Annotated in this window: 18 protein-coding genes; 14 read left to right on the plus strand and 4 right to left on the minus strand. The window is 44.9% G+C overall.

The genetic code is table 11. The features are described from left to right. Window positions 1-102: 102 nt before the first annotated feature. Window positions 103-558 carry a helix-turn-helix domain-containing protein gene (locus AC23N5_RS29665; RefSeq protein ID WP_183980175.1) on the minus strand — a complete coding sequence of 152 codons (456 nt, stop codon included), beginning with the start codon at window positions 556-558 and terminating at the stop codon, window positions 103-105. A gap of 243 nt (window positions 559-801) precedes the next feature. Here AC23N5_RS29665 and purU point away from each other — a divergent pair, with 243 nt between their 5' ends. The 5 genes from purU (at window position 802) to AC23N5_RS29690 (ending at window position 6,354) form a co-directional block, all read left to right on the plus strand. Then, the gene (purU, locus tag AC23N5_RS29670; RefSeq protein WP_229601499.1) at window positions 802-1,611 is read left to right on the plus strand and encodes a formyltetrahydrofolate deformylase; all 810 of its coding nucleotides are present in this window, start codon (window positions 802-804) and stop codon (window positions 1,609-1,611) included. Window positions 1,612-1,709: 98 nt separating this feature from the next. Then, a complete protein-coding gene (locus AC23N5_RS29675) occupies window positions 1,710-3,323 on the plus strand; it encodes a sodium:solute symporter family transporter (RefSeq protein ID WP_183980169.1) in 1,614 nt (537 codons plus the stop codon). A 124-nt stretch (window positions 3,324-3,447) separates the two neighbouring features. Further along, the gene (locus tag AC23N5_RS29680; protein WP_487758304.1) at window positions 3,448-4,884 is read left to right on the plus strand and encodes a DUF1800 domain-containing protein; all 1,437 of its coding nucleotides are present in this window, start codon (window positions 3,448-3,450) and stop codon (window positions 4,882-4,884) included. A gap of 27 nt (window positions 4,885-4,911) precedes the next feature. Beyond that, the gene (locus AC23N5_RS29685; RefSeq protein ID WP_487758305.1) at window positions 4,912-6,123 is read left to right on the plus strand and encodes a DUF1501 domain-containing protein; all 1,212 of its coding nucleotides are present in this window, start codon (window positions 4,912-4,914) and stop codon (window positions 6,121-6,123) included. Window positions 6,124-6,150: 27 nt separating this feature from the next. Continuing rightward, window positions 6,151-6,354, plus strand: coding sequence for a hypothetical protein (locus AC23N5_RS29690; protein ID WP_487758306.1), 204 nt, complete (start codon window positions 6,151-6,153; stop codon window positions 6,352-6,354). Between the two features lie 21 nt (window positions 6,355-6,375). On the opposite strand, the gene AC23N5_RS29695 is transcribed toward AC23N5_RS29690, so the two are convergent. Continuing rightward, a complete protein-coding gene (locus tag AC23N5_RS29695) occupies window positions 6,376-7,704 on the minus strand; it encodes a sensor histidine kinase (protein ID WP_183980159.1) in 1,329 nt (442 codons plus the stop codon). Beyond that, window positions 7,701-9,077: a sigma-54-dependent transcriptional regulator gene (locus AC23N5_RS29700; protein ID WP_183980157.1), complete on the minus strand. Its 1,377-nt coding sequence runs from the start codon at window positions 9,075-9,077 to the stop codon at window positions 7,701-7,703. The genes AC23N5_RS29695 and AC23N5_RS29700 overlap by 4 nt, the downstream gene beginning before the upstream one ends. 442 nt (window positions 9,078-9,519) lie before the next feature. Here AC23N5_RS29700 and AC23N5_RS29705 point away from each other — a divergent pair, with 442 nt between their 5' ends. From AC23N5_RS29705 to AC23N5_RS29745, 9 genes are all read left to right on the plus strand, one after another. After that, on the plus strand, window positions 9,520-10,770 hold the full coding sequence (locus AC23N5_RS29705; protein WP_487758315.1) for an efflux RND transporter periplasmic adaptor subunit: 1,251 nt from the start codon (window positions 9,520-9,522) through the stop codon (window positions 10,768-10,770). A 128-nt stretch (window positions 10,771-10,898) separates the two neighbouring features. Beyond that, on the plus strand, window positions 10,899-11,576 hold the full coding sequence (locus AC23N5_RS29710; protein WP_028523031.1) for an ABC transporter ATP-binding protein: 678 nt from the start codon (window positions 10,899-10,901) through the stop codon (window positions 11,574-11,576). A 92-nt stretch (window positions 11,577-11,668) separates the two neighbouring features. Further along, window positions 11,669-14,026, plus strand: coding sequence for an ABC transporter permease (locus AC23N5_RS29715; protein WP_183980155.1), 2,358 nt, complete (start codon window positions 11,669-11,671; stop codon window positions 14,024-14,026). A 12-nt stretch (window positions 14,027-14,038) separates the two neighbouring features. Further along, window positions 14,039-14,620, plus strand: coding sequence for a hypothetical protein (locus tag AC23N5_RS29720; protein ID WP_487758307.1), 582 nt, complete (start codon window positions 14,039-14,041; stop codon window positions 14,618-14,620). Between the two features lie 118 nt (window positions 14,621-14,738). Next, the gene (locus tag AC23N5_RS29725) at window positions 14,739-15,083 is read left to right on the plus strand and encodes a PadR family transcriptional regulator (protein WP_183980151.1); all 345 of its coding nucleotides are present in this window, start codon (window positions 14,739-14,741) and stop codon (window positions 15,081-15,083) included. Window positions 15,084-15,161: 78 nt separating this feature from the next. Next, window positions 15,162-17,828, plus strand: a complete 2,667-nt coding sequence (locus AC23N5_RS29730) for an ABC transporter permease (protein ID WP_487758308.1) — start codon at window positions 15,162-15,164, stop codon at window positions 17,826-17,828. Window positions 17,829-17,894: 66 nt separating this feature from the next. Further along, complete coding sequence (locus AC23N5_RS29735; RefSeq protein WP_487758309.1) at window positions 17,895-20,531, plus strand: ABC transporter permease; 2,637 nt, start codon at window positions 17,895-17,897, stop codon at window positions 20,529-20,531. Between the two features lie 220 nt (window positions 20,532-20,751). Next, a complete protein-coding gene (locus AC23N5_RS29740) occupies window positions 20,752-21,090 on the plus strand; it encodes a PadR family transcriptional regulator (RefSeq protein ID WP_028523024.1) in 339 nt (112 codons plus the stop codon). Beyond that, window positions 21,087-23,741 carry an ABC transporter permease gene (locus AC23N5_RS29745; protein WP_487758310.1) on the plus strand — a complete coding sequence of 885 codons (2,655 nt, stop codon included), beginning with the start codon at window positions 21,087-21,089 and terminating at the stop codon, window positions 23,739-23,741. Before AC23N5_RS29740 ends, AC23N5_RS29745 begins: the two co-directional genes overlap by 4 nt. Window positions 23,742-23,808: 67 nt before the next feature. Here the strand turns inward: AC23N5_RS29745 and AC23N5_RS29750 are convergent, their stop codons facing one another. Continuing rightward, on the minus strand, window positions 23,809-24,279 hold the full coding sequence (locus AC23N5_RS29750) for a Uma2 family endonuclease (RefSeq protein WP_487758311.1): 471 nt from the start codon (window positions 24,277-24,279) through the stop codon (window positions 23,809-23,811). Window positions 24,280-24,301 lie beyond the last annotated feature (22 nt).

Raw genomic sequence — 24,301 nt, forward strand, 5'->3', positions numbered from 1 at the left:
AGTATGTGTTGAATGAGATATTTTTGGTGAACCAAAAGTAGAAAAAAATAGTATGCAAGCATAATATTTTCAAAAAATATCTCTGACAACCACTTCAAGTAGCTAAGAATCCAACGGCCCGCACACCAAGTTCATTTGTTGGCGGTATTCGTCGGGTGTAAGAAGGGTATGTTGATAAAAGGTTTTAAGGAAGCTGCTGTGCGAAAGATACCCCAAGTGGGACGAAATATTTTCAAGACAAACCTCGATGTTATTGGGGTTGGCAAGAATTTTCTTGGCTTCCTGAACGCGGTAATAATTGATAAGCTCTAAAAAATCTTGTTCAATGGTTTCGCGGAGCGCTTTGGATAACAGCGATGGCGCAACGTTGAGGCGAAGGGCGAGCGAGTCGAGCGAAAAATGCGGAGATAGGTAGAGTTTTTCTTGGCTCAATAAAAAAAAGAGTCGATGAACGAGCTGACTGGGACGTTCTTGCGGGCGCCGACTGAGAAAACCCAGTGACACGCGCCTGAACAAATGCCCAAAATGAAATCGCTCCCCCGTCATAATGCTGCTCATTTTGTAATAAGATGCAAAATGTCAGGGGAACGTTGCATGGGAGGGGCGTTTCATTTAAAAATCTTGATAAAACAAGGCTGCTAATAGGTGTTTGGAAACCTTGTGCAAACATCAGAATTTTCAAGAAATCAGACATTATTATGGAAGTTAAAGAATGTTAAATGGGTAAAATGACCGTAATTCGTACATTTGAACAAAAAATACCAATTCAACTTTGACCTTCGAATGAAGCAGATTCTCCTCATGGATGGGCCAGACCACAAAGGGCTTATCTACCAAGTCACGCATGTGCTGTATAATCACAACCAAAATATTATTAGTCAAGACGAATACGTGAGCCCGTCGGGTCAGTTTTTTATGCGTACTGAATTTGAGGGAGAGGGAAATCCGAAAAGTATTTTGGATGATTTAACGGCTACACTTCCTGCGGGACTTAACCTGCGATTGAACCCCAAGAAAAAGAAAGACGTGGTGTTGTTTGTGACCAAAGAGCATCATTGCCTTGGCGAGTTGTTGATACGGTACGCTTTTGATGAACTTGACGCAACGATTCAGGCGGTGATTAGCAACTACAACGTCCTCCAGCCGCTGGTCAGTAAGTTTGGAATTCCGTTCCATTTTATTTCTCATGAACACAAAACGCGCGAAGAGCACGAAGAGGCGATTTTACGCACCCTCGAAATCTATCAGCCTGAGTATCTGGTGTTAGCCAAATACATGCGCGTGCTTACTTCGGATTTTGTGAAACATTACCCCAACCGAATTGTCAATATTCACCATTCGTTTTTACCTGCGTTTATTGGCGCTAATCCGTACCGACAAGCATACGACAGAGGTGTAAAAATCATTGGAGCCACGGCACACTTTGTCAACGATAATTTGGACGAAGGCCCCATCATCGCCCAAGATGTAAAAGAAGTAGATCACCGTTTGACGGCATTTGACATGGCCACTCTTGGTAAAGACACCGAAAAATCGGTGTTGTCGAAGGCATTGAAGCTGGTTTTCAACGACCGTGTGTTTATTCACGGCAACCGAACGATTATTTTGTAAAATAGTATTAAAACGGTATTTTTTCTACTTTTTTATGGACGTTTCCGTATCTTGCGACGTATTTGACCCTAATAACAACTAACCTCCCAGCAATTAAAATGCAAAAACTCCAAACCCTAGACTACTTAGTCTTTCTAGTGTATTTTGTCGTAGTCGCAGGCTACGGTTACTGGATTTACCAACGAAAAAAATCAGCAGAAGCAAGTACCACCGATTTCTTCCTCGCCGAAGGTTCACTGACTTGGTGGGCGATTGGCGCCTCTCTTATTGCCTCCAACATTTCGGCCGAGCAGTTTATCGGAATGTCAGGAAACGGATTTTTGATGGGACTTGCGATTTCTACTTACGAGTGGATGGCGGCTGCAACGCTGCTAGTGGTGGGGATATTTTTTATGCCTATCTACCTCAAAAACAGGATTTTTACCATGCCTCAGTTTTTGAATCAACGCTACAATACCACCGTTAGCTTGATTATGGCGATTTTCTGGCTGTTTTTGTACGTATTGGTAAACCTAACCTCAATCCTGTTTTTAGGAGCTTTGGCCGTATCGACCATCTCTGGAATTGACTTTACAGTTTGTATGTGGTGCTTGGCCATTTTTGCCGTTTTAATTACGGTAGGAGGGATGAAAGTAATTGGTTATACCGACGTAATTCAGGTATTTTTCTTGATTTTAGGAGGCTTGGCTACGACGTATCTTGCCATGGATTTGGTGTCGCAAGAGTTTAATGCGCCAGGTTTGGCAGGTGCATTTAAAACCATGATGGAACATTCGGAAGACCACTTCCACATGATATTTAAAGAAGGACACCCGCAATACATGGCACTTCCAGGGCTTACCGTATTGATTGGTGGGATGTGGATTGTGAACCTTAACTATTGGGGATGTAACCAATACATTACGCAACGTGCCCTTGGTGCCGACCTCAAGACGGCTCGTGAAGGGATTTTATTTGCGGCATTTTTGAAGCTTTTGATGCCAATCATCGTGGTTTTGCCAGGGATTGCCGCTTATACATTGTACCAACATGGTTTGTTCCAAACAGAAATGATTGAAGGTGGAGAGCTAAACCAAGACCGTGCGTATCCAGTATTGCTTAACTTGTTGCCAGTAGGTTTGAAAGGGCTTTCGTTTGCAGCACTAACGGCCGCGATTGTGGCGTCATTGGCTGGAAAAGCAAACAGTATCTCGACTATTTTTACGTTGGATATTTACAAAAAATACATTGCGCCAGAAGCCGATGAGAAAAAATTGGTTTGGATGGGACGGGTAACGATTGTCGTTGCGATGATTTTGGCGATTGTCATTTCTCCTTACATGGGTATCGATAAAAAAGGTGGATTCCAGTTTATTCAAGAAATGACAGGGTTGGTTTCTCCAGGGGTATTTGCGGCCTTCTTGCTAGGGTTTTTCTGGAAAAAGACCAATTCGGCGGGCGCTATGTTTGCGATTGTGGGTGGTTTCTTGTTGGCGTTTTCAATGCACAACAATTGGCTCCCAGGCGCTGATTGGTCAACCGTTCCGTTCCTCGACCGTATGGGAATCGTGTTCCTTATCTGTGTGGCCGTGATGATTGCCCTCGGACTTTGGAAACCAAGTGATAAAGGACTTGAAATTGATGCGTCGATGTTCCGTGTGAAAGGCACATTTGCCGTTGGAGCAGCGATTGTCGTAGTAGTAGTAGCTATTCTCTACACAGTGTTCTGGTAAGTCAATAGTTCGTTTTTTCTAAAAATCCCCTGTTAGCAAGTCTAGCAGGGGATTTTTTAATGTGGGTATATTAAACCTATTCCCTCCGAGTGGTTCTAAGAAAAAAACTGTTCAAGGAAACACTATGGAAGCAAATTCACACCAGCGTCAGCTTCAGCATTTTTTTTGGAGGGCAGGATTTGGGGCTTCTCCTGATGAGGTAAAAGTAGCGCTCTCGGCACCGAAACATCAGGTAATCAAGGATTTTATTCGAGATAGCAAAGAGGTTCACGATTTCAATGTCGTTGAGCTAATGCCCTATTTTTCGTTGCGGAATGAAAAACGGGACATGAAAGCCAGTCCGACCCAAGAACTTGACGGAATCAAAGACAAGTTGAAGGCTGTAGCGGAAGAGCGTCGAGAAAGCATTGGAAATTTAAACGATGCGTGGGTGGCTCGGATGGGGCAAGGAACGGGGGCTTTTCGGGAAAAAATGACCTTCTTTTGGCATAACCACTTCGCTTGCCGTAGCAGAATGGCATTGTTTGTTCAGCAGCAAAACAATACGTTGCGCCGCCATGCCCTTGGCAAATTTGGCGATTTGCTGATGGCTATTTCCAAAGACGCGGCCATGCTCCAATTTTTGAATAACCAACAAAATCGTAAAAAAAGCCCCAACGAAAATTTTGCCCGTGAAGTGATGGAATTGTTTACGCTTGGGCGTGGAAATTATACCGAAACCGACGTAAAAGAAGCCGCAAGGGCGTTTACGGGTTGGGGATTCAACGGCTCAGGCGAGTTTGTATTTCGACCACTATTTCACGATGAAGGTTCCAAAACGATATTGGGTAAAACGGGCAACTTCACGGGAGAAGACGTAGTGGATATGCTACTGTCCAACCCCAAAACGGCTCAGTTTATTTCTACGAAACTGTACCGCTATTTTGTGAATCAAAAAGTGAATCCCGAGCACATTGAGGCATTGACAAATCTCTTTTTACGCACGGATGGTGACATTTTGGAGGTCATGGAGTATGTATTTACACAGGACTGGTTTTACGACCCTGCCAATATTGGGGCGCAAATCAAGTCGCCCGTAGAATTACTAGCGGGAATGCAGCGGACGCTTCAGATGGATTTTGTGGATAAAACGCCCGTTTTGTATGCTCAAAAACTCTTGGGACAAACGTTGTTCAATCCCCCCAATGTGGCGGGTTGGCCATCGGGAACGGCCTGGATTGATAGCTCAAGTTTGTTGACACGAATGCAACTGCCGAAAGTACTCTTTCGCAACGAAATGCTGGCGGCAAGCGTAAAAGAAAGCGGGGATGCGAACGAAGAAACGGTGAAGCGGAAAAGTAAATTTGAGGTAACGATGAATTGGGAAAAGTTTTCCTCCTTTTTTGATTCTTTTTCTGAACAAGAACTTACCGAAGCGCTGGCATCACATTTGATACAAGTACCTATTAACAGCTCTTTATTAAAACAAATTGATAAACAAGGGAGCGCCCTAAGCCGAGTCGAGCGTGTCAAACAATTGACGGTGGCGTTGATGTCAATTCCTGAGTATCAAGTATGTTAAAAACACTATCTAACTACCACTAGCACCATGAAACGCCGTGAATTTTTAAGAAATACGACTTTTACGACCGCAGGCTCGCTATTAGTTCCTCAGTTTTTGAAAGCCTATGAAACGCAGTATTCCGCACCTTCTACGCTCAACGAAAAAGTGGTTGTCATTATCCAGTTGTCAGGAGGAAATGATGGACTCAATACCGTGGTACCGTTTCGGAATGATATTTATTACCGTGAACGGCCGTCTATCGCCATAAAATCAACGAATGTACTGCGCCTAAACGATGACATTGGCCTGAATCCCGCCCTTGAAAAAATCAAAGAATTGTACGACAACGGGTTGGTATCGATTATCAACAATGTAGGCTACCCCAACCCTGACCGCTCGCATTTTCGCTCGATGGATATTTGGCAAACGGGAAGCAGCGCCAGCGAGTATTTGTCAACGGGCTGGATTGGGCGTTATTTAGATGCACAATGTGCGGGTCAAAGTGCCAAAACCGCTCCGCACCAAGCCCTCGAAATCGACGATACGTTGAGTTTGGCGTTGAAGGGGAAAAATTTGAATGGATTAGCACTTCAAAATCCTGAAAAGCTATTTTCCCAAACCCAAAACGGTTTTGTAAAAGCTAATTCAAAACTAACCCCTGCCGACGACCACGAAAATGTGGCGTATTTGTACAAAACCTTGGCAGAAACCGTGTCGTCGGCCGAGTATGTGTACAACAAAGCCCAAATCCATAAATCGAATAAATTGTATCCGACAACGGAGTTGGGAAAAAGCCTCAAAACCATTGCGGAACTGATTACCTCGGGCGTAAGCACGCGGGTGTATTACGTATCGCTGTCGGGTTTTGATACGCACATTCGTCAAAACGACCAACAAGACCGCCTGTTGCGTCAGTATGCCGAAGCGGTGGGTGTATTTGTGGATGACCTAAAGTCAACTAACCGCCTTGATGATGTGATGATTATGACGTTCAGTGAGTTTGGGCGTCGCGTCAAACAAAATGCTTCAAACGGTACCGACCACGGTACGGCCAACAACGTATTTGTCATTGGCGGGCCACACCGCACGAAGCCTGTACTGTCGGAAGCGCCTGATTTGACAGATTTGGACAACGGAGATTTAAAATACAAAATAGATTTTCGTCAAATATATTCGACGCTGCTCGATGACTGGCTCAAAGCGGATTCTCGTTTGGTGCTAGGCCAAGCGTTTGAGCCTGTACGGTTGTTTGGATAGCCCTAATTACAACAATGAATGAATGAAATGAGTATTATGCTAACTGTATCAGAGTTTTTCAAAGAAGAAAAAGACCCTCTTTATATGAGAGGAATCAAAAAAGGAGAAGAAGTAGCTCAACAAGAGGTTGTGAGAAACCTCTTGAGAAATACTGATTTTAGTAGCTCTAAAATTGCCCAAATTGTGGGTGTTTCAGAAGCTTTTGTTGAGAATCTAAAAGTAAAAAAATAATTATTGCTTGGTAAAAGCCTCTTACAGCGCCATCACAAACGTGGTGCCTTCACCAACTTCTGAGGTAGCCGTAAGTGAGCCGCCATGTTGCTGTAAAATTTGCCTTGATAGGCTCAGACCAATCCCTGAGCCTGTTTTTTTTGTGGTATAAAACGGAATGAAAATACGCTCCAATGCCTCAGGCTCGATACCTGAACCGTTATCAGCAACTTCGATATAGGTTCGTTGGTTGATGTCCGAATGGGCTTTGACGGTAATCAGGGGCTCAGGGTTTCCCTGCAAAGCTTCGATGGCGTTTTTAATGAGGTTGATGATCACTTGCTCAATCTGATCAGCATCGGCATTGAGAAGAAGGGTGTCGGGAACGACGCTCACGTTTAATTGCACCGACGATTCCTGCAAACTTTTTTGGAACAACTGAACCACCCGCTGAAGAAGCTCTTTGACCGAAATTTCGGCAAAAGTAGGCTTGGGCAGCGCCGTAAAGTCGCGGTACGCATTCACAAACTGAATAATCCCAGTACTACGCTTTTCAATGGTTTGAAGGGCTTCGGTCAAATCTTGAAGCCCTTCGTTGTCAGGGATTTCTGGTTGTATGTCTAGCTGGACAATCTCTTTCATGGTGCCAACCAACGACAAAATCGGCGCCAACGAATTCATAATTTCGTGCCGAAGCACGCGCGTCAGGTTCTGCCAAGCCTCCACTTCTTTCTGTTGGAGTTCTGACTGAATATTTTGAAGAACCACAATCCGAAGGACTTTGCCCCGTAGCTGAATTTGCGTTGCTTGTACCGAAAGCGACTCGTCGTCGGGGGTTTCGTAAAGCTGTTTTACCCCCGTTTTGATGTTTGCTATAAGTGAAAAAAGCTGAGGGTGGGGCTCTTGCAAATCTTCAAGCTGGCGAAGACGATAAATACTTAGCATTTTTAACGCAGCGCTGTTGACCAGTTCGACGCGGCCGTCGCTGCCAAAACTTATCAAACCCGTATTGATTTGCTGAACGATGGTGTTGAGGTATTGTAAATTGGCTTCTTTTTCGGCCCGAGCGATGCGGAAGGCTTCCAGTACTTCGTTGAACTGTTGATTAATTTCGCGAAAACTATCCCCCATTTTGTCGTCTGAACGAAACTTGACCGCAAAATCAGAGTAACGAACCGATTCAAAAAAGCGGGAAAGTTTTCGGTTGATGTTTGTGACATAATGGTACAAGTTAAACATGGCGGCAGCGCCCAATATCCCAAGCAGTGATACGGCCGTCCACTGTTCTTTGTTGCCAAAATAGACGGCCAAGCCTACAAAAAACACCAGTAGGACGATGCGCCAAAGAATACCAATTGAGAAATGTCTCATAGTCCGTATTTTTCCATGCGCCGATACAACGCTTGCCGTGAAAGACCCAATTCGCGCGCTACTTCTGTGATATTGCCGTTGTATTTCTTCATGGCCTTCACAATCAGTTGTTTTTCCATTTCTTCCAACTGAAACGTTTCATTGAACTGCGACGCTTCGGTAAAGGCATTTTGGAAGAAATCTTCGGGCTGGAGGGTAGAATTTTGGGTCAAAATAATGGCCCGCTCTACCGCACTTCGCAATTCGCGCACATTTCCAGGCCAATTGTAGCGTTGGAGCTGTTTGACGAGTGCCGCACTGAACGTGGTCACCACTCGTTTGTATTGATGACGGTATTGTTTTAAGAACAATTCGGCCAACGGAACAATGTCTTCGGGGCGCTCGCGAAGCGGAGGCAGGCGAAGCTCGATGGTATTGATACGGTACAGTAAATCTTGACGGAAAGTGCGCTCGGCTACCATTTGGGCAAGCGGCTGATTGGTGGCACAAATCACGCGGACGTCGATTTGCTTGGGCTTGTTGGAGCCGACGCGCGTCACGAGGCGGCTTTGCAAGACCGAAAGCAATTTGGCTTGCATGGGAAGCGATAAATTTCCGATTTCGTCCAAAAACAACGTTCCGCCGTGGGCTTCTTCAAATCGCCCTGCGCGGTCTTCTTTGGCGTCCGTAAACGCCCCTTTGACACTTCCAAATAGCTCACTTTCAAATAAGCTTTCGGGAATAGCTCCCAAATCGACGGTGACGAATGGCTTTTCGGTACGGTTTGATTTTTGGTGAAGAAGCTGGGCCAAATCACTTTTTCCCGTTCCATTTTCTCCCAAAATTAATACAGTTGCATCGGTAGAAGCGACGCGCTCAACGGTAGCATACAGCTGCTGCATGATTGGGCTGGTCGCTAAGAAAGTGGACTGTGTTGGTTTGTTGACGGTTTTGGGCGGAGCGGTAGGCGTGGCGGATGTAGGTTGCACATTGGCATGTGCTTTATTTTCTGCCCGTTTTTGGACCGCCGCTTGCAGGGTAGCGAGCAATTTGTCGTTTTCCCAAGGCTTTAAAACAAAATCCATCGCCCCCGATTTCATCGCACGAACGGCCATTTCTACGTTTCCGAAAGCCGTAAAAAGAACTACTACGGCCAGCGGGTCAATGTCTAAAATACGGTCGAGCCAATCAAATCCTTCTTTACCACTGATAACGTCGCGGGTGAAGTTCATGTCCAGCAAAATCGCGTCATAGTCGCCGTTGGTGACCAAAAAAGGAATTCGTTGCGGATTTTTTTCAATATCAATTTGGCTAAAATGGCGTTTGAGCATCAGTTTAGCAGCACTAAGCACATCTACGTCGTCGTCAACAATGAGGATTTTGGCTGAAAGCATGGGCTATTTATACGATTGTTGTTTACAGAGGATTTTAAACTCTAACGGAGTTTACCCAATAAGAGTGCCAAGTTACAAAATCCCTCATAATCAATCAGTAAGAAAATACGTACTTTTTAATCCTGTCCACCGCCGTACAATGCTTGTCCGAAAACGGACAAAATTAGAAATGGTATTTTTGAATAATTGTCTAAAATTCAACTACTTATGGTTCTGGCACGGGTATTGGATAAAGAGAGGTACAGTACTCATACAGCCATAAGAACACATACAATTGAAGGATTTTAGTTTAGGTTAGAGAACCGTGAGCCAGACAAGGCGTTGTTTTTAACAGCCATCATTGTTTTAAAAATTTTTAAATTCATCAGAATTAACAAATGCACCCATGGAAGTCAAACATCCACTTAGCAACCAAACTTCAAACAACAGTACACAAGGATCAATGGATCGCGTTCGGAAAAAGAAATTTTGGAATACACAGCGTATCATTTTGGTGGTAGGCGGCGGCGCCATCATCGCCTTCATCGGATACCAAGTATTCTTTTCAGATAAACGTTCAAAACTCAACGTAGAAGCCGATAAACTGACGGTATCAAGCGTTTCAACGGGTTCGTTCGATGAGTTTATTGTGGTGACGGGGGTAATTCAGCCGCTCAAAACGATTCGCCTTGACGCGATTGTGGGCGGATACGTGAAAGAAAAAATAGTAGAGGGTGGTAGCATGGTAAGCCAAGGCCAAGTGCTTTTGCGCCTTGAAAACCAAAACTTGAAGTTGAACTTCTTGCAATCGGAAACCGAAGCGAGCCGATTGGTCAACGACCTTCAGAATACGCGTCAACAGTTGCGCGTCAACCGATTCAACATGCGTCGTACGCTCAATGAACTCGATTTCAAAATTGACCAAGCCAAAGATATTTACGACCGTAACCAAAAGTTGTTCAAAGACAAGGTCATTCCCGAATCTGACTTTTTGAAGTCGAAACGCGATTATGAATTGTTGGTAAAGCAACGTGACATTGAAACAGAGTCGCAAAACTACCAAGAAGAAAACGCCAAAATGCAGATTTCGCAGTTGGAGGGAACCTTGGTGCGCACGCAGAAAAACGTAGAGCTGTGGCGTCAGACCCTCGACAACTTGGTGGTAAAAGCGCCCGTAAGCGGGATGTTGTCGTCGATTGATGTGGAAGTAGGATCCAACATTAGCCAAGGACAAAACATTGGCCAAATTGATGACTTGGACGGTTTTAAAATGCGCGTAGCGATTGACGAACACTATATTTCACGGATTTTTGTGGGGTTAATGGGACATTTTGATTTCAATGGTAAAGAGCATAACCTCCAAATCACGCGCATTTATCCAGAAGTACGCAATGGCCGTTTTGAAGTAGATATGAGTTTCCCAAAAGGAGCACCAGAAGGCATCAAACGTGGGCAATCGACCCCGATTCGTTTGGACTTGGGTAAGGCCGAAAAAGCGATGTTGTTACCAGTCGGTGGGTTCTTCTCCGATACAGGTGGAAACTGGGTGTATGTTTTAGACAACAGCGGCAAGCGTGCAAGCAAACGCAACATCACCCTTGGTCGCAAAAACCCAGAGTTCTACGAAGTACTCGAAGGTTTGCAGCCAGGCGAGAAAGTAATCACCAGCTCGTATGCTAACTTTGGTGATAAGGAAGTATTAGAAATGAAGTAATAACAAGCCCCAAACCTCGCTGGCGTACCGTCCGATGGGGGCTTAAGCAGCCAATTATTTCGAAAAAAACATAAACACACAAAACCGCTGACCCTGGCGTTCCCCCATTGGGGGTTAGGGGGCTTGACATGATCAAAATAACCAACCTTCAAAAAATCTTCTCAACTGAAGAAGTTGAAACTACAGCCCTGAACGGAATAGACTTGGAAGTAAAAGATGGCGAGTTTGTGGCCATCATGGGGCCATCAGGCTGTGGAAAATCTACATTACTAAATATAGTGGGCTTGCTCGACAATCCTTCGGGAGGGAGCTATGACTTCCACGGAACCGAAGTGGCTACGTTGTCGGAGCGCCAACGGGCACAACTACGCAAAGGAAACATCGGATTTGTGTTCCAAAGTTTTAACCTTATCGACGAACTTACGGTGTATGAAAACGTTGAGCTTCCGTTGCTTTACTTAAAAGTACCTGCCAACGAACGCAAAGAGATGGTCGAAACCGTATTGACCCGCATGAACATCATGCACCGTCGCAATCACTTCCCTCAACAACTATCGGGGGGGCAGCAACAACGTACGGCGATTGCGCGGGCGGTCGTTGCTAAACCCAAACTAATTTTGGCCGATGAGCCTACGGGTAACCTCGACTCTGCCAACGGCGAAGAGGTAATGAAACTCCTCATCCAACTCAACGACGAAGGAACGAGTATCGTCATGGTAACTCACTCTCCGTACGATGCTGGATTTGCACACCGAATCGTTAACTTGTTTGATGGTAAGGTAGTTACCGAGAAAATGCGCGTTTAATCACGTATTCCTATCCCATTCTATTTTTTACGTAAAGGGCACTGAGTTTCTACAATTCTTTGCCCTTTCTATTGCCTTTTACCCATACAGCTATGATAAGAAGTTACTTCACGATTGCATTCCGCAACCTGCTCAAAAACAAGGTTTATTCGTTTATTAATATCATGGGGTTGGCCCTTGGTATGGCTTGCAGCCTGATGATTATGCTTTGGGTGCAAGACGAAATAAACATGGATGGTTTTCACGCCAACGGCGCTCGCCTTTATCGGGTGATGGAAAATCAGTACTATTCTGGGAAAATTGAAACGTACGCGTCCACGCCAGGGATTTTGGCTGAAAACATCACCAAAGACATCCCCGAAATAGAAATGGCAAGCCAGTTTTTGTGGGAAGAACAGCCGCTCTTTACCGTAGGAAATACCTTTGACAAAGAAAAAGGGCGTTATGTGCAAGGCGATTTCTTGCGTTTGTTTAGTTTCCCATTGGAAAAAGGCGACGCCAAAACAGCCCTCAAACGTCCTGATGGCGTGGTGATTTCAAAAAAATTAGCCCAAAAGTATTTTCCCAACCAAGACCCCATCGGCAAAATCATCAAGGTGGACAACAAAGATGCGGTGATGGTAACGGGAGTGCTCAAAGAACTTCCCAAAAATAACTCGATACAGTTTGATTTTTTGATGAGCTACGATCGTTGGCAAAAAACCAACGCGTGGTCGAAAGAGTGGGGGAACAATGGCCCACGCTGTTATGTGTTGTTGGCCAAAAACGCTTCTTTGGAGAAAGTAAATGCCAAAATTAAAGGCTACATCAAAACCAAAAACAAAGACAGCAACGTAGAATTGTTCTTGCAATCTTTTCCAGAATCGTACTTATATTCAAAATGGGATTCGGGAAAGCAAGACGGTGGGCGCATCGAATACGTGCGTATTTTCTCTATTGTAGCCATCGTTATTTTGCTCATTGCCTGCATCAATTTTATGAATTTGGCAACGGCACGCTCCGTCAAACGGGCCAAAGAAGTAGGCGTTCGGAAAGTAATTGGGGCTGTCAAGGGTGTTTTGGTAGGGCAGTTTATGGGAGAAGCCATCTTAATTACGTCGTTGTCGTTGCTGATTTCGATTGTGTTGGTCTTTTTGTTATTGCCAACGTTTAATCTTCTGACCGAAAAAGAACTGACGCTCAACTTTACCGACCCGCGCATTTTAGCCACTTTGCTGGGTTTGACGGTGTTCACGGGCTTAGTAGCGGGTAGTTACCCTGCGCTTTTTATGTCGTCGCTCAACCCCGTAGTAGTGCTCAAAGGCTCGTTGAAGTTTAAACCGAGCGCTACTTATTTCCGTAAGGGCTTGGTGGTATTTCAGTTTGCGTTGTCGATTATGCTCATTGTGGGCATGGTGATTGTGCACGAACAACTGGATTATCTGCAAACCAAAAATTCGGGATACGACCGCGAAAACTTGGTATATATGCCGTTGGAAGGGGATTTACAAACAAATTTCTCTTCGTTCAAACAAGAACTTCAAAGGCAGACGGGCATCAAGCACGTCACGCTTTCGCAGTCCAATCCGTTGGAAGTCGGTTCTTCTACCCAAGGCGTTACGTGGCCAGGCAAAGACACGACTCAGTTATTGTTGTTTGCCCAAAATGCCATTTCGTACGATTATATCCAAACCATGGGCATTAAGCTGGTGGGCGGACGTGATTTTGGTGAGCAATACGGCATGGATACGACCAACTACATTATCAACGAAGCAAGTGCCAAAAAAATGGGATATAAAGACCCCGTTGGTAAAGAAATGACCATGTGGGGACGCAAGGGAACCATCGTGGGCTTGATGAAAGATTTTCACTACAACTCGTTGCACTCAACCATCGAACCCCTGATTTTACGCTTACAACCCAAAACCGAAAATTGGGGGGTAGTGATTGTGAGGGCAGATGCTGGCAAAACCAAGGAGGCATTGGCGAACCTTGAAAAAACATTCAAGAAGTTTAATCCGAGTTTCCCGTTCAAATATTCGTTTACCGACCAAGAATACGCCAAACAATACAAAAGCGAAGAGGTGGTCAATCAACTGTCGAATTTCTTTGCCTTTTTGGCCATTTTTATTTCGTGTTTAGGGTTGTTTGGGCTGGCCGCTTTTACTGCCGAACAACGAACCAAAGAAATTGGCGTGCGAAAAGTGCTCGGAGCCAGCGTGACCAACTTGGTAGGTATGCTGTCGGCGGAGTTTATCAAATTGGTATTGGTGGCTACGTTCATTGCCTTTCCTATTGCGTGGTATTTCTTAAAAGGCTGGCTCGAAAAATACGCCTATCGCATCGAAATCGAGTGGTGGTATTTTGCGTTGGCGGCCATCGTGGCGGTTTTTATCGCCCTGCTAACCGTGAGTTCTCAGGCCATTCGTGCCGCGTTGATGAATCCTGTAAAATCATTGAAAACCGATTAACCCTTTCCTGCTATGAAAACCTTATCAATCGTTGGTTTATTATTTGTGAGTTCAATGGCTGTAGCTCAACACCGCTCTATCAGTAGCAGTATTGACGACAATGGCCAAACGATGTCAATACGGGTCAAAGGAACGATTGACGGGCGGGCGATTCAGTATGACCGCACCTTCGACGTGGCGCATTTGAGCAAAACCGAACGAAAAGAATTGCGCAATCATGTGCTGGATTCATTGGGAATTCAATCCCCGACGCCTCCGGTACCGCCAACGCCCCCCACACCTCCTACTCCTCCAACGCCTCCTACTCCGCCAACACCTCCAACACCCCCAACGCCGCCTGCACCGTTTCCAGGGGTAACGTATTCGGATGGGTATGAACGCAGTGGTCACACTACGCCCAAACCGTTGAAAGATGGGTTTGAAAAAGAGGTAAAATATAACTCGGAAACGGGCGAGCTTTTTATGCGTTACCGTTTTAATAAAGACGGTGAAGAGGTGATTTACGAACGGACAATCAATGCCGCTGATAAATCGGAAAAAGAACGCAAAAACATCATTGAAAAAATAGAACAAGAATTGGGCTTAAAAAAATAGCCTCGGGTGTTTGAAGAAGGTTCAACCTTGGTTTTGAGGTTGAGCCTTTTTTAGAAGTATTAATTCTACAAAAGTTGAAGTAATACGCCACCTCCTTTTGGAATAACGATAGTCAACTATGAAACGAACGTACTTAGGCGAGTTTGAAGAAGTGGTACTCTTGACCGTGGCTATTCTCGGTGAAGGAGCCTACGGGATAGCAATCACCGACGAGCTAGACCGACAAACGGGACGAAATGTGAGCATTAGTGCGGTACATGCGGCCTTGCATCGGCTTGAAGAAAAAGGAATGCTATCGTCGAAAATGGGGGATGCAACCGCCGAACGTGGCGGGCGCCGTAAGCGCCTGTTTAGTGTTACTGTGCTGGGGAGTAAAACCTTACAGGAAGTGCGCGAACAACGAAATCGTTTGTGGGATTCGATTGCACCTCAATCATTGCCAACTTTTGGAATGGCGATATGAGGCAGGCAAGTTTGCAAATCTGCAAGAGGCAAACTCGCAAACTTGCCCCTTGCCTACTTGCTTTTTAAAAAATTGACCATGAATACAAATCCACCCCGCTGGGCCGAACGCCTGCTCGAATTCTTTTGTGCGCCTGACCTTTTGGAAGAAGTGCAAGGTGACTTACATGAGCGTTATCAGCGACAACTAGCCCTGTTTGGGGCAAAAATAGCGCGCCGTCAGTATGTATGGAATGTCCTTAGTTTTATTCGCCCTTTTGCCCTCAAACGTAAAAAAAACGAGTTTTCAACCACTTTTTTATACAGCCCAACCATGTTAATCAATTATCTCAAAATCGCTTTTCGGAATCTTGTTCGCCACAAGATGTTCAGCTCGCTCAATATTCTCGGTCTGACCGTCGGGACGGTGTGCTGTTTGTATATTTTGTTGTATGTCAAAGACCAATTTGGCTACGACAACTACCACAAAGACGCCGAGAACATTTACCGACTCCAAACAAACATTTTACACAACGGTGGCGATCAGCCCATGTTCAACAGCGGCACGAGTTCGCCCATCATCGCGCCTACCATGAAAAAGGATTTCCCCGAAGTGGTGGAATATACGCGGGTGCTCAATTTCTTTACCGCAAAAAATAACCTTTTGGGGGTAGAAGGAAAAACAGAAACGTTCATTGACGACAAAGGCTTTTTGGTGGATTCTACGTTTTTCAACGTCTTCACTTACCAATTTGTAGAAGGGGCGCCAGAACACTCGTTGGATGCACCCTATACCGTGGTGCTTTCAAAGACGATTGCTGAAAAGCTTTTTGGCCAAGAAAAAGCCATCAACAAACGCATCAAAGTTGGTAACAATCTCAATACCACTACCCTCACCGTGACGGGGGTATATGACGATAGTTTTGGCAAATCGCACCTTCGACCCAGCTTTTTGGTCAGCCTAAACAGCGGTGGGCTTGGGGAGTTTGCCCGAAATAACACCGAATGGGGCGGCAATAACTTTATTTATTCGTACGTAAAGCTCAAACCCAACGTCAATCCCGAAAGTGTAAACGCCAAAATGCCTGCGCTTTTGCAGCGTTATGGCGGAAAAAGAATTGCGGAGTTGGGGATGAAAAAAACGGTTTTGCTGCAAAAAGTAACGGATATTCACCTGTATTCAAAAGGCATAACGAACCAAACGGATAAAGTGTCTGATATTTCGTTTTTGTACATTTTATTGACCATCGCGGCTTTTATTCAACTGATTGCTTGCATCAATTTTGTCAACCTAACCACGGCCCGTTCGGTGCGCCGCGCCAAAGAAGTGGGTGTTAGAAAAGCCGTTGGAGCCTTTAGGTCGGTGTTGATTGGGCAGTTTTTGGGCGAGTCGATGCTGATTGCTTTTATCTCTATTTTCTTGGCTTTGCCGATTGTTAAGCTCCTTTTGCCATTTCTAAACTCACTTACTGACAGTACGTTAGCGCTTACTATTACCCAAAACCTTGATATTTTATTCATAACGGTGCTGGTAGCGTTGGCGACGGGCTTGTTGGCGGGCATTTATCCTGCCATTTATTTATCAAGTTTCAAACCCGTAAGTGTATTGAAAGGAACGTTTAAATTCAATCCCGCTTCGGTGGTTCTTCGCAAAGGCTTGGTTGTTTTTCAGTTTTCGATTGCCATTGTGCTCATTATCGGAGTGTTGGTGATTTCGAAGCAGTTGGATTTTATGCAAAACAAAGATTTGGGTTTTGACAAAAAACAGAAAGTTGTGGTGTCGTTGTCCAACGAAAATGCTCAAAAGCACTTCACGGCGCTGAAAAACGAATTATTGACCCAACATCAGATTAAAAATATTGGAGGAGTACGGTATTATCCTTCGCAGCAGTTTTTGCAGGATATGTTGGTTTTCAAGTCGGGGGGAACGATGGACAAAGGCGTTTTAATCAAAAACAACGTCGTTGACGAAGGCTTTTTCAAAACCCTTGGTATCCAACTCATTGCAGGCCGAAACTTCACGCCAGCTGATACCAATAACCAAGTGATTTTGAGCGAGAAAAGTGTAAAAGACTTGAATTTGACGGTGGAGACGGCCGTGGGTACGCAGGTGTTCACGGGGGCGGGAGATAATATCGAAGCCTACAACGTCATTGGGGTACATAAAACGTACATCAACAATTCGCTCAAGGACGAAATGACACCCGTGATGACGCATTACAGTTCGCAACCTGAGTACATGGTTCTCGACGTGCAAGCCGAGAATTATGAAAGCCTGTTTGCCAACGTGGAAAAAATCTGGAAAAAACTCATCCCGACTGTACCGTTGCAATATTCGTTTTTGGACGAAGACCTTCAAAAGCAGTATTCAGAGGAAAAAACGCTCCGTAAAATTATCAATTCGTTTACGCTGATTGCCATTCTTCTCAGTTGTTTGGGGTTGTTTGGGCTGGCCATGTTTACCGCCGAGCAGCGTACCAAAGAAATCGGCGTTCGGAAAGTGCTGGGTGCCAGTGTGGTCAGTATCACGACCTTGCTTTCCAAAGAGTTTCTAAAACCCGTTTTGATTGCGCTCCTCATCGCCTCTCCGTTGTCGTATTATGCCATGAATAAATGGCTCGAAGGTTTTGTGTATCGCACCGAGGTGGGTTGGGAGAGTTTTGCCGTTGCGGGTATTGCGATTGTAGCTATTTCTATGTTTACAGTCAGCTATCAGACCCTAAAGGCTGCTTTGGTCAATCCTGTGACGACGTTGAAATCGGAATAATCCCCTGTAGAGACGTTGTATACAACGTCTCTACAATTCCATCCCATTTTACAATACAATCATTATATGCAAAACCAGCCGCCCCGTTGGGCCGAACGCCTGCTCGAATTTTTCTGTGCGCCTCACCTATTGGAAGAGGTTCAAGGGGATTTGCATGAGCGATTCGAGCGGCAGGTGGCGCTGTTTGGCGTAAAAATAGCCCGACAGCAGTACGTGCTGAACGTCTTGAGTTTTATTCGTCCTTTTGCTTTGAAACGTAAACCAAACCCCTATCCATTCACCTTTTTATACAGCCCTTCTATGTTACGTAATTATTTAAAAGTCGCTTTTCGAAACCTCACCAAAAACGCGGGGTATTCGGCCATCAATATTGGTGGGTTGGCCGTCGGCATGGCTGTGGCCATGATGATTGGTTTGTGGATTTACGACGAATTGTCGTACGATAAGTATCACCAACACTACGACCGCCTTGCGCAGGTGATGCAGCACCAAACTTTCAATGGCAATAAGGGAACAGGAAATGCTATTCCAATGCCATTAGAGCCAGAGTTGCGCACAAAATACGGTACTGATTTTAAGCATTTGGCCATGGCTACTTGGCAAGGAGACCGTATTTTGACGTATGGCGAAACCAAGATTACGCGCCCAGGCAACTACATGGATGTGGATATGCCTCGAATGCTTTCGTTGAAAATGCTCAAAGGAAATCATGACGGATTAAAAGAATTGAATTCGGTGCTTTTGTCGGCTTCTACGGCAAAATCACTTTTTGGTACATCCGACCCCATGGGCAAACTGATGCGGATTGATAATAAGTTGGACGTAAAAGTTACGGGAGTGTATGAAGACCTACCGCACAATAGCCAATTCCGTGACCTCACGTTTATTGCCCCGTGGAAACTCTACGTTTCTTCGCAAAAATGGGTACAACGCGCGCTCGACGAAGGTCAGTGGGATAACAATTCCTTTCAGCTTTTTGCCCAAATTGCTGACCACGCTGATATGGACAAGCTAAGCGCTAAAATCAAAAACACGAAGTTGGACAAAGTAAGTGCGGAAGTAAAGAAATTTAAGGCGGAGATTTTTCTACACCCGATGAGCAACTGGCATTTGCGCTCTAATTGGGAAGCAGGGGTACAAACGGGTGGTTTTATTCAATACGTATGGTTGTTTGCTATTGTGGGGCTGTTTGTGTTGCTGTTGGCGTGTATCAATTTTATGAACCTAAGCACCGCACGCTCCGAAAAACGGGCCAAAGAGGTAGGAATTCGCAAAGCGGTAGGCTCGATTCGCGCGCAGCTAATCAATCAATTTTTCAGTGAATCGTTTTTGGTGGTAATTTTTGCCTTTTTAGGAGCGGTGCTACTTACGTTGGCTGTTTTGCCGTTGTTCAACGAAATTACTGATAAAAAAATGGTCTTCCCGTGGGCCGAACCCGTATTTTGGCTGGTGAGCGTAGGTTTTATTGTCCTCACGGGGGTGTTGGCTGGAAGTTATCCCGCCCTGTATTTGTCGTCGTTTCAGCCCGTGAAAGTGCTCAAAGGTACTTTTAGGGCGGGGCGCTTTGCTTCGGTGCCGCGTCAGGTGTTGGTGGTCGTACAATTTACGGTATCTATCACGCTGATTATCGGAACGTTGATTGTTTATCGTCAGATTCAGCATACCAAAGACCGCCCCATGGGGTACGACAACAACGGCCTGATTATGATGCAGATGATGTCGCCCGATTTTTATGGGAAATATGATTTGCTTCGTACGGAGTTGAAAAAACAAGGCGCAATTGTCGAAATGGCCGAATCGTCGAGTCCATTGACGGCAGTTTGGTCAAACAACGGCGGGTTTGAGTGGAAAGGCAAAGATCCTAGTCTGCAAGCTGAATTTGCAACGATATGGGTCACGCACGATTTTGGTAAAACAGTAGGGTGGAAATTTAAAGAAGGCCGCGATTTCTCTCGGAGTTTCTCAACCGATACAATGGCGATTGTCATCAACGAAGCCGCCGTAAAATTTATGGGAATCCAAAACCCTGTGGGCAAGGTAGTACAGTGGGGACAAGGAAAAGATGCGGGGCATTTTACCATTGTTGGGGTCATTAAAGACATGCTCATGCAGTCGCCTTACGAACCCGTAAAGCAAACTATTTATTTTATGAACTACGAAAACGTGAATTGGATGACGATGAAACTCAATCCCGCGCGTAGTGCCTCCGAGTCGGTGGCGATGATTGAAGCGACGTTCAAAAAACACCTTCCCGCCGCTCCGTTCGATTATAAATTTGCCGACCAAGAGTTTGGTAAAAAATTCCAATCGGAAGAGCGCATTGGTAAACTTGCCGCCATTTTTGCTTTGTTGGCCGTTTTTATCTCGTGTTTAGGGTTGTTTGGATTGGCGTCGTTTGTGGCGGAGCAGCGCACCAAAGAAATTGGCGTTCGCAAAGTGCTTGGTGCTTCCGTATTCAACTTGTGGGGAATGCTTTCCAAAGACTTTGTTGTATTGGTGATTATTTCGTGCCTGATTGCCATTCCGATTGCTTATTATTATCTCAACGACTGGTTGCAGGATTATAAATACCATACTGAAATTTCGTGGTGGATTTTTGCAATGGCTACGCTAGGGGCTTTGGTAATCACCCTGTTGACGGTTAGTTATCAGTCAATTAGGGCTGCGATGGCGAATCCCATAAAATCGCTGAAATCGGAATAAATTCATTGTCGCGTAGAGACGTTGCATTGCAACGTCTCTACGGCATTGCAACGTCTCTACAATCAATTTCCCATCTGTCCAATGCAGGACAACGGTTGTCCGTTTGCGGACAAATGTTTTTTCGTAAACTTCCTTAAAAATGGCATTTACAGCCTAAAAACGGTCATATAGGTTTCTGGCACGGATTTGTACGATAAAATATAAACTAATCATAATACCCATGCGTCGAACCTATTTAGGCGAATTTGAGGAAGTCGTTTTGCTGATGGTCGCCATTCTCGATGGAGAGGCGTATGGCGTCACGGTCAGTCAGGCGTTGGAAGAGCACACGGGGCGGGTGGTGACCTTTGGAACGGTGCACAATACGCTCATTCGACTGGAAGAAAAGGGCTTTGTCGGTTCCGAACTCGGTGGTGCGACGAACGAACGCGGTGGGCGGCGCAAACGCCTTTTTCACGTCACGGCGTTGGGGAATCGTGCGTTGCAAGAAATCCAACAACTGCGTCAACAACTTTGGCAACTCCTACCACCGACTAAATTGCAATTGAACAGCCTATGAAAACCAACGAACTTCATCCGCCTCAGTGGGCCAACCGCGTCTTGAGGTGGCTTCATCCCGAAGATACCCTCGAAGAAGTGGAAGGGGATTTGGAGGAACTATACGCCTACTGGTACGAGCGTGCAGGCAAAGGCCAAGCCACGTGGCGTTATTTGCTCAATGTCGCATCGGTATTGCCTCCTTTTGTCCGTCGTCGTGAAAGAAAACAAGCTTACCATAACCCTTTTTTAATTCAGCCATCTATGTTACGCAATTACTTTACTATCGCCTTTCGTACCTTGGCGCACAACAAGGTGTATTCGTCCATCAACGTCATTGGGCTAAGTATTGGCTTGGCAGCCGCCATGCTGATCATGCTTTATACCAAAGACGAAGTAAGTTTTGATCGATTTCACGCCAACAACCCCCACATCTACCGTATTACGAGCAAACAGTTTACACCTGCGGGGGCTTTTCAGTCGTACAACACCCACACGGGGTACTTACAAGGGCCTAAATTTGCGGCGGGGGTTCCCGAAATCAAAATGTCGGTGCGTTACCAAAGCGATCGAAGTGATATCAAAGTGGGAACAGAAGTCAAAAGTTTTGAATCATTTCATGCCGATAGCAGTTTCTTCGCGTTGTTTTCGTTCCCGCTTGTCAGCGGAAATCCTGCTACGGCGTTAAAAGAACCCAAATCTGTAGTGCTTTCAGAAGAAATGGCCGAAAAGCAGTTTGGAACCACCAACGCTTTAGGAAAAATCCTCTTGGTGCGAAATTCTAACGGAGATTCAAAAGAGTTTGAACCCTATACCGTGACGGGAATTGCTAAAAAATGCCCCCAAAATTCTTCAATCAAGTTTGATTTTCTTTTTCCCTATGTGGTAAGCAAAGAAGACATGGCCAATGAAGGTAATTGGTTTAATTTTTTCCAAAATACGTTTGTAGTGCTTGAGCCTAATGCCAACCTCAAAAAAGTAGAGGCCACCATGAACCGCATTTTTGAAAAGGATGCCAAACAAGCGATGGAAGAAGAAGTAAAGCGGTTTGGTCCTCAGAGTAAAATGAAATATATGTTGCAGCCTTTTACGGATATGCACCTTAATAAAGATATGCCTGCCCAAAACGGCTTGGTGGACGGCAGCAATCCGATGTTTTCGTACATCCTTTCGGGCATTGCGTTGTTTATTTTACTCATTGCGTGCATCAACTTCGTGAACCTGACAGTGGCGCGCTCGCTCAAACGGGCTAAAGAAATTGGGGTACGCAAGGTTGTGGGTGGAGGCCGTGCGCAGTTGATGATGCAGTTTTTGGGTGAGTCGTTTATTCTGTGCTTTTTGGCCTTTGGATTTGCGCTATTGTTGGTACAAATGGTGTTACCAACCTTCAATGAGCTTTCCAATAAAGCACTGGCATTTTCGTATTTGTTTGATGCTAAGTTGATTGCAGGGTATTTCGCTTTGTTTGCTGCTACTGGCCTTTTGGCGGGCTTTTATCCTGCGTTGGTATTATCCAATTATAACCCTGTTCAAACGCTTTACAGCCGATTCAACCTTTCGGGCAAAAACTACCTTCAAAAAGGCTTGGTGGTGTTGCAATTTGCGTTGGCTTCGTTTTTAATCATTGCAACGCTTACTATTTATTCTCAATTCAACTATTTGACTAACAAAGATTTAGGCTACAACGACAAAGGCATTGTGATGGTGAACAAGTCGGGTTTGAGTCGGAATGAAGCGAAGGTTTTTAAAGATGAATTACTGAAAAACCAAAATATACGAGATGTAGCCCCTAAAAACGGCGGAAACTGGTACACGATTGCCAAAGTAAACGGCCAAACCGAAATAAATTTTGCCTATGAAACGGTCGATGCCACCTACTTTCCGTTGTTACAAATCCCGATTATCAAAGGGCGAAATTTTTCGGCGGAGTTTAATTCAGATTCTACTTCGTCGATATTGGTCAATGAGACTTTTGTGAAAAAAGCAGGTTGGACAAACCCGTTGGGGCAAGTGGTAGATTTTTGGTACAATGAAGGCGAAAAATACAAAGTAGTTGGTGTGGTGAAAGACTTTCACTTTGAGTCACTTAACGCCAAAATAAGTCCACAGCTGTTTACGATGAAGCCGGGGAATCAGTACGGAAAAGTGTTCATCAAAATCAAAGAAGGAAGCGAAACGGCGAGCCTAAATCATCTTGCCAAAACGTACAAAAAACTCTTCCCAACGAATCCGTACGAGTATAAATTTATGGATGAAGAAAACGAAAAACGCTACGAATCAGAAGCCAAATGGAAACAAATCATGCTCTTTGGCGCGATTTTGACGATTTTTATCTCGTGCATTGGTCTTTTCGGTTTGGCTACCCTTTCGGCCGAGCGACGCACCAAAGAAATCGGTATCCGCAAAGTATTGGGCGCGTCAGTAGCAAGTATCACGACGCTACTTTCGGCAGATTTTCTAAAACTGGTCAGTTTGTCGTTTGTTTTTGCCTTTCCTGTGGCCTATTACGCCATCAAAGAGTGGCTCGAAAATTATCCATACCGCATCGACATCAGCGTTTGGACGTTTGTGATTGCGGCGGCATTGTCGATTTTAATCGCCTTTTTCACCGTCAGTTTTCAATCTATCAAAGCGGCCTTGGGCAATCCTGTCAAGTCGCTGAAAGCAGAGTAGGGGAACAAATATAAGCTCACTGTAAAACTAGACGGTATCGTTTGGCTTTACAGTGGGCTCTCTTTTATTATCTAAAAACCGATTTTAAGTTCACCTCAACGTTCGTGATGGGGTCTTTGAGAATATCATTGGAGGACAAAATATGCAATTCACCATCAGGAAGGAGGAGCTGTACAGTCCGAAATAAAGGAACAATAATCCAGACAATTTGAACACCAGCAGGGAAATATTGTTTAAATGCTTTGTCTGTTAGCTCGCTAAGGGCTTGTTTGGGAGAAAGTATCTCAATAGCAACGATAGGAGGTTGGGTAAAAAAAACAGTATCATTATACCAATCAATAGGTAGATTATGGTAGATACAAATGTCGGGCTTGCATTTTCCTGTTGACAGTTCGAGTTCAAGTTCAGGAAAAGTATCATACTCATCGTCGTATTTATCGAGCGCAACGCACAAACGATTAATGATTCGCGAATGATTTAAGGACATAATGTCTTCTGTTTGATATTGCTCAATAAAATCAATAGATTCCGCTTCCATAACAATTTGATTTTTTACCAAA

It is taken from the genome of Runella sp. R5_40, from assembly GCF_057652295.1.

What these genes read in the sequence shown, in the direction of transcription:
- AC23N5_RS29725 (WP_183980151.1), top strand. Translation starts at nt 14,739, where the DNA reads ATGAAACGAACGTACTTAGGCGAGTTTGAAGAAGTGGTACTCTTGACC.
- AC23N5_RS29740 (WP_028523024.1), top strand. Translation starts at nt 20,752, where the DNA reads ATGCGTCGAACCTATTTAGGCGAATTTGAGGAAGTCGTTTTGCTGATG.
- AC23N5_RS29675 (WP_183980169.1), top strand. Translation starts at nt 1,710, where the DNA reads ATGCAAAAACTCCAAACCCTAGACTACTTAGTCTTTCTAGTGTATTTT.
- AC23N5_RS29700 (WP_183980157.1), bottom strand. Translation starts at nt 9,077, where the DNA reads ATGCTTTCAGCCAAAATCCTCATTGTTGACGACGACGTAGATGTGCTT.
- AC23N5_RS29690 (WP_487758306.1), top strand. Translation starts at nt 6,151, where the DNA reads ATGAGTATTATGCTAACTGTATCAGAGTTTTTCAAAGAAGAAAAAGAC.
- AC23N5_RS29710 (WP_028523031.1), top strand. Translation starts at nt 10,899, where the DNA reads ATGATCAAAATAACCAACCTTCAAAAAATCTTCTCAACTGAAGAAGTT.
- AC23N5_RS29685 (WP_487758305.1), top strand. Translation starts at nt 4,912, where the DNA reads ATGAAACGCCGTGAATTTTTAAGAAATACGACTTTTACGACCGCAGGC.
- AC23N5_RS29745 (WP_487758310.1), top strand. Translation starts at nt 21,087, where the DNA reads ATGAAAACCAACGAACTTCATCCGCCTCAGTGGGCCAACCGCGTCTTG.
- AC23N5_RS29695 (WP_183980159.1), bottom strand. Translation starts at nt 7,704, where the DNA reads ATGAGACATTTCTCAATTGGTATTCTTTGGCGCATCGTCCTACTGGTG.
- AC23N5_RS29750 (WP_487758311.1), bottom strand. Translation starts at nt 24,279, where the DNA reads ATGGAAGCGGAATCTATTGATTTTATTGAGCAATATCAAACAGAAGAC.
- AC23N5_RS29665 (WP_183980175.1), bottom strand. Translation starts at nt 558, where the DNA reads ATGAGCAGCATTATGACGGGGGAGCGATTTCATTTTGGGCATTTGTTC.
- AC23N5_RS29680 (WP_487758304.1), top strand. Translation starts at nt 3,448, where the DNA reads ATGGAAGCAAATTCACACCAGCGTCAGCTTCAGCATTTTTTTTGGAGG.
- AC23N5_RS29730 (WP_487758308.1), top strand. Translation starts at nt 15,162, where the DNA reads ATGAATACAAATCCACCCCGCTGGGCCGAACGCCTGCTCGAATTCTTT.
- purU (WP_229601499.1), top strand. Translation starts at nt 802, where the DNA reads ATGGATGGGCCAGACCACAAAGGGCTTATCTACCAAGTCACGCATGTG.
- AC23N5_RS29715 (WP_183980155.1), top strand. Translation starts at nt 11,669, where the DNA reads ATGATAAGAAGTTACTTCACGATTGCATTCCGCAACCTGCTCAAAAAC.
- AC23N5_RS29705 (WP_487758315.1), top strand. Translation starts at nt 9,520, where the DNA reads ATGGATCGCGTTCGGAAAAAGAAATTTTGGAATACACAGCGTATCATT.
- AC23N5_RS29735 (WP_487758309.1), top strand. Translation starts at nt 17,895, where the DNA reads ATGCAAAACCAGCCGCCCCGTTGGGCCGAACGCCTGCTCGAATTTTTC.
- AC23N5_RS29720 (WP_487758307.1), top strand. Translation starts at nt 14,039, where the DNA reads ATGAAAACCTTATCAATCGTTGGTTTATTATTTGTGAGTTCAATGGCT.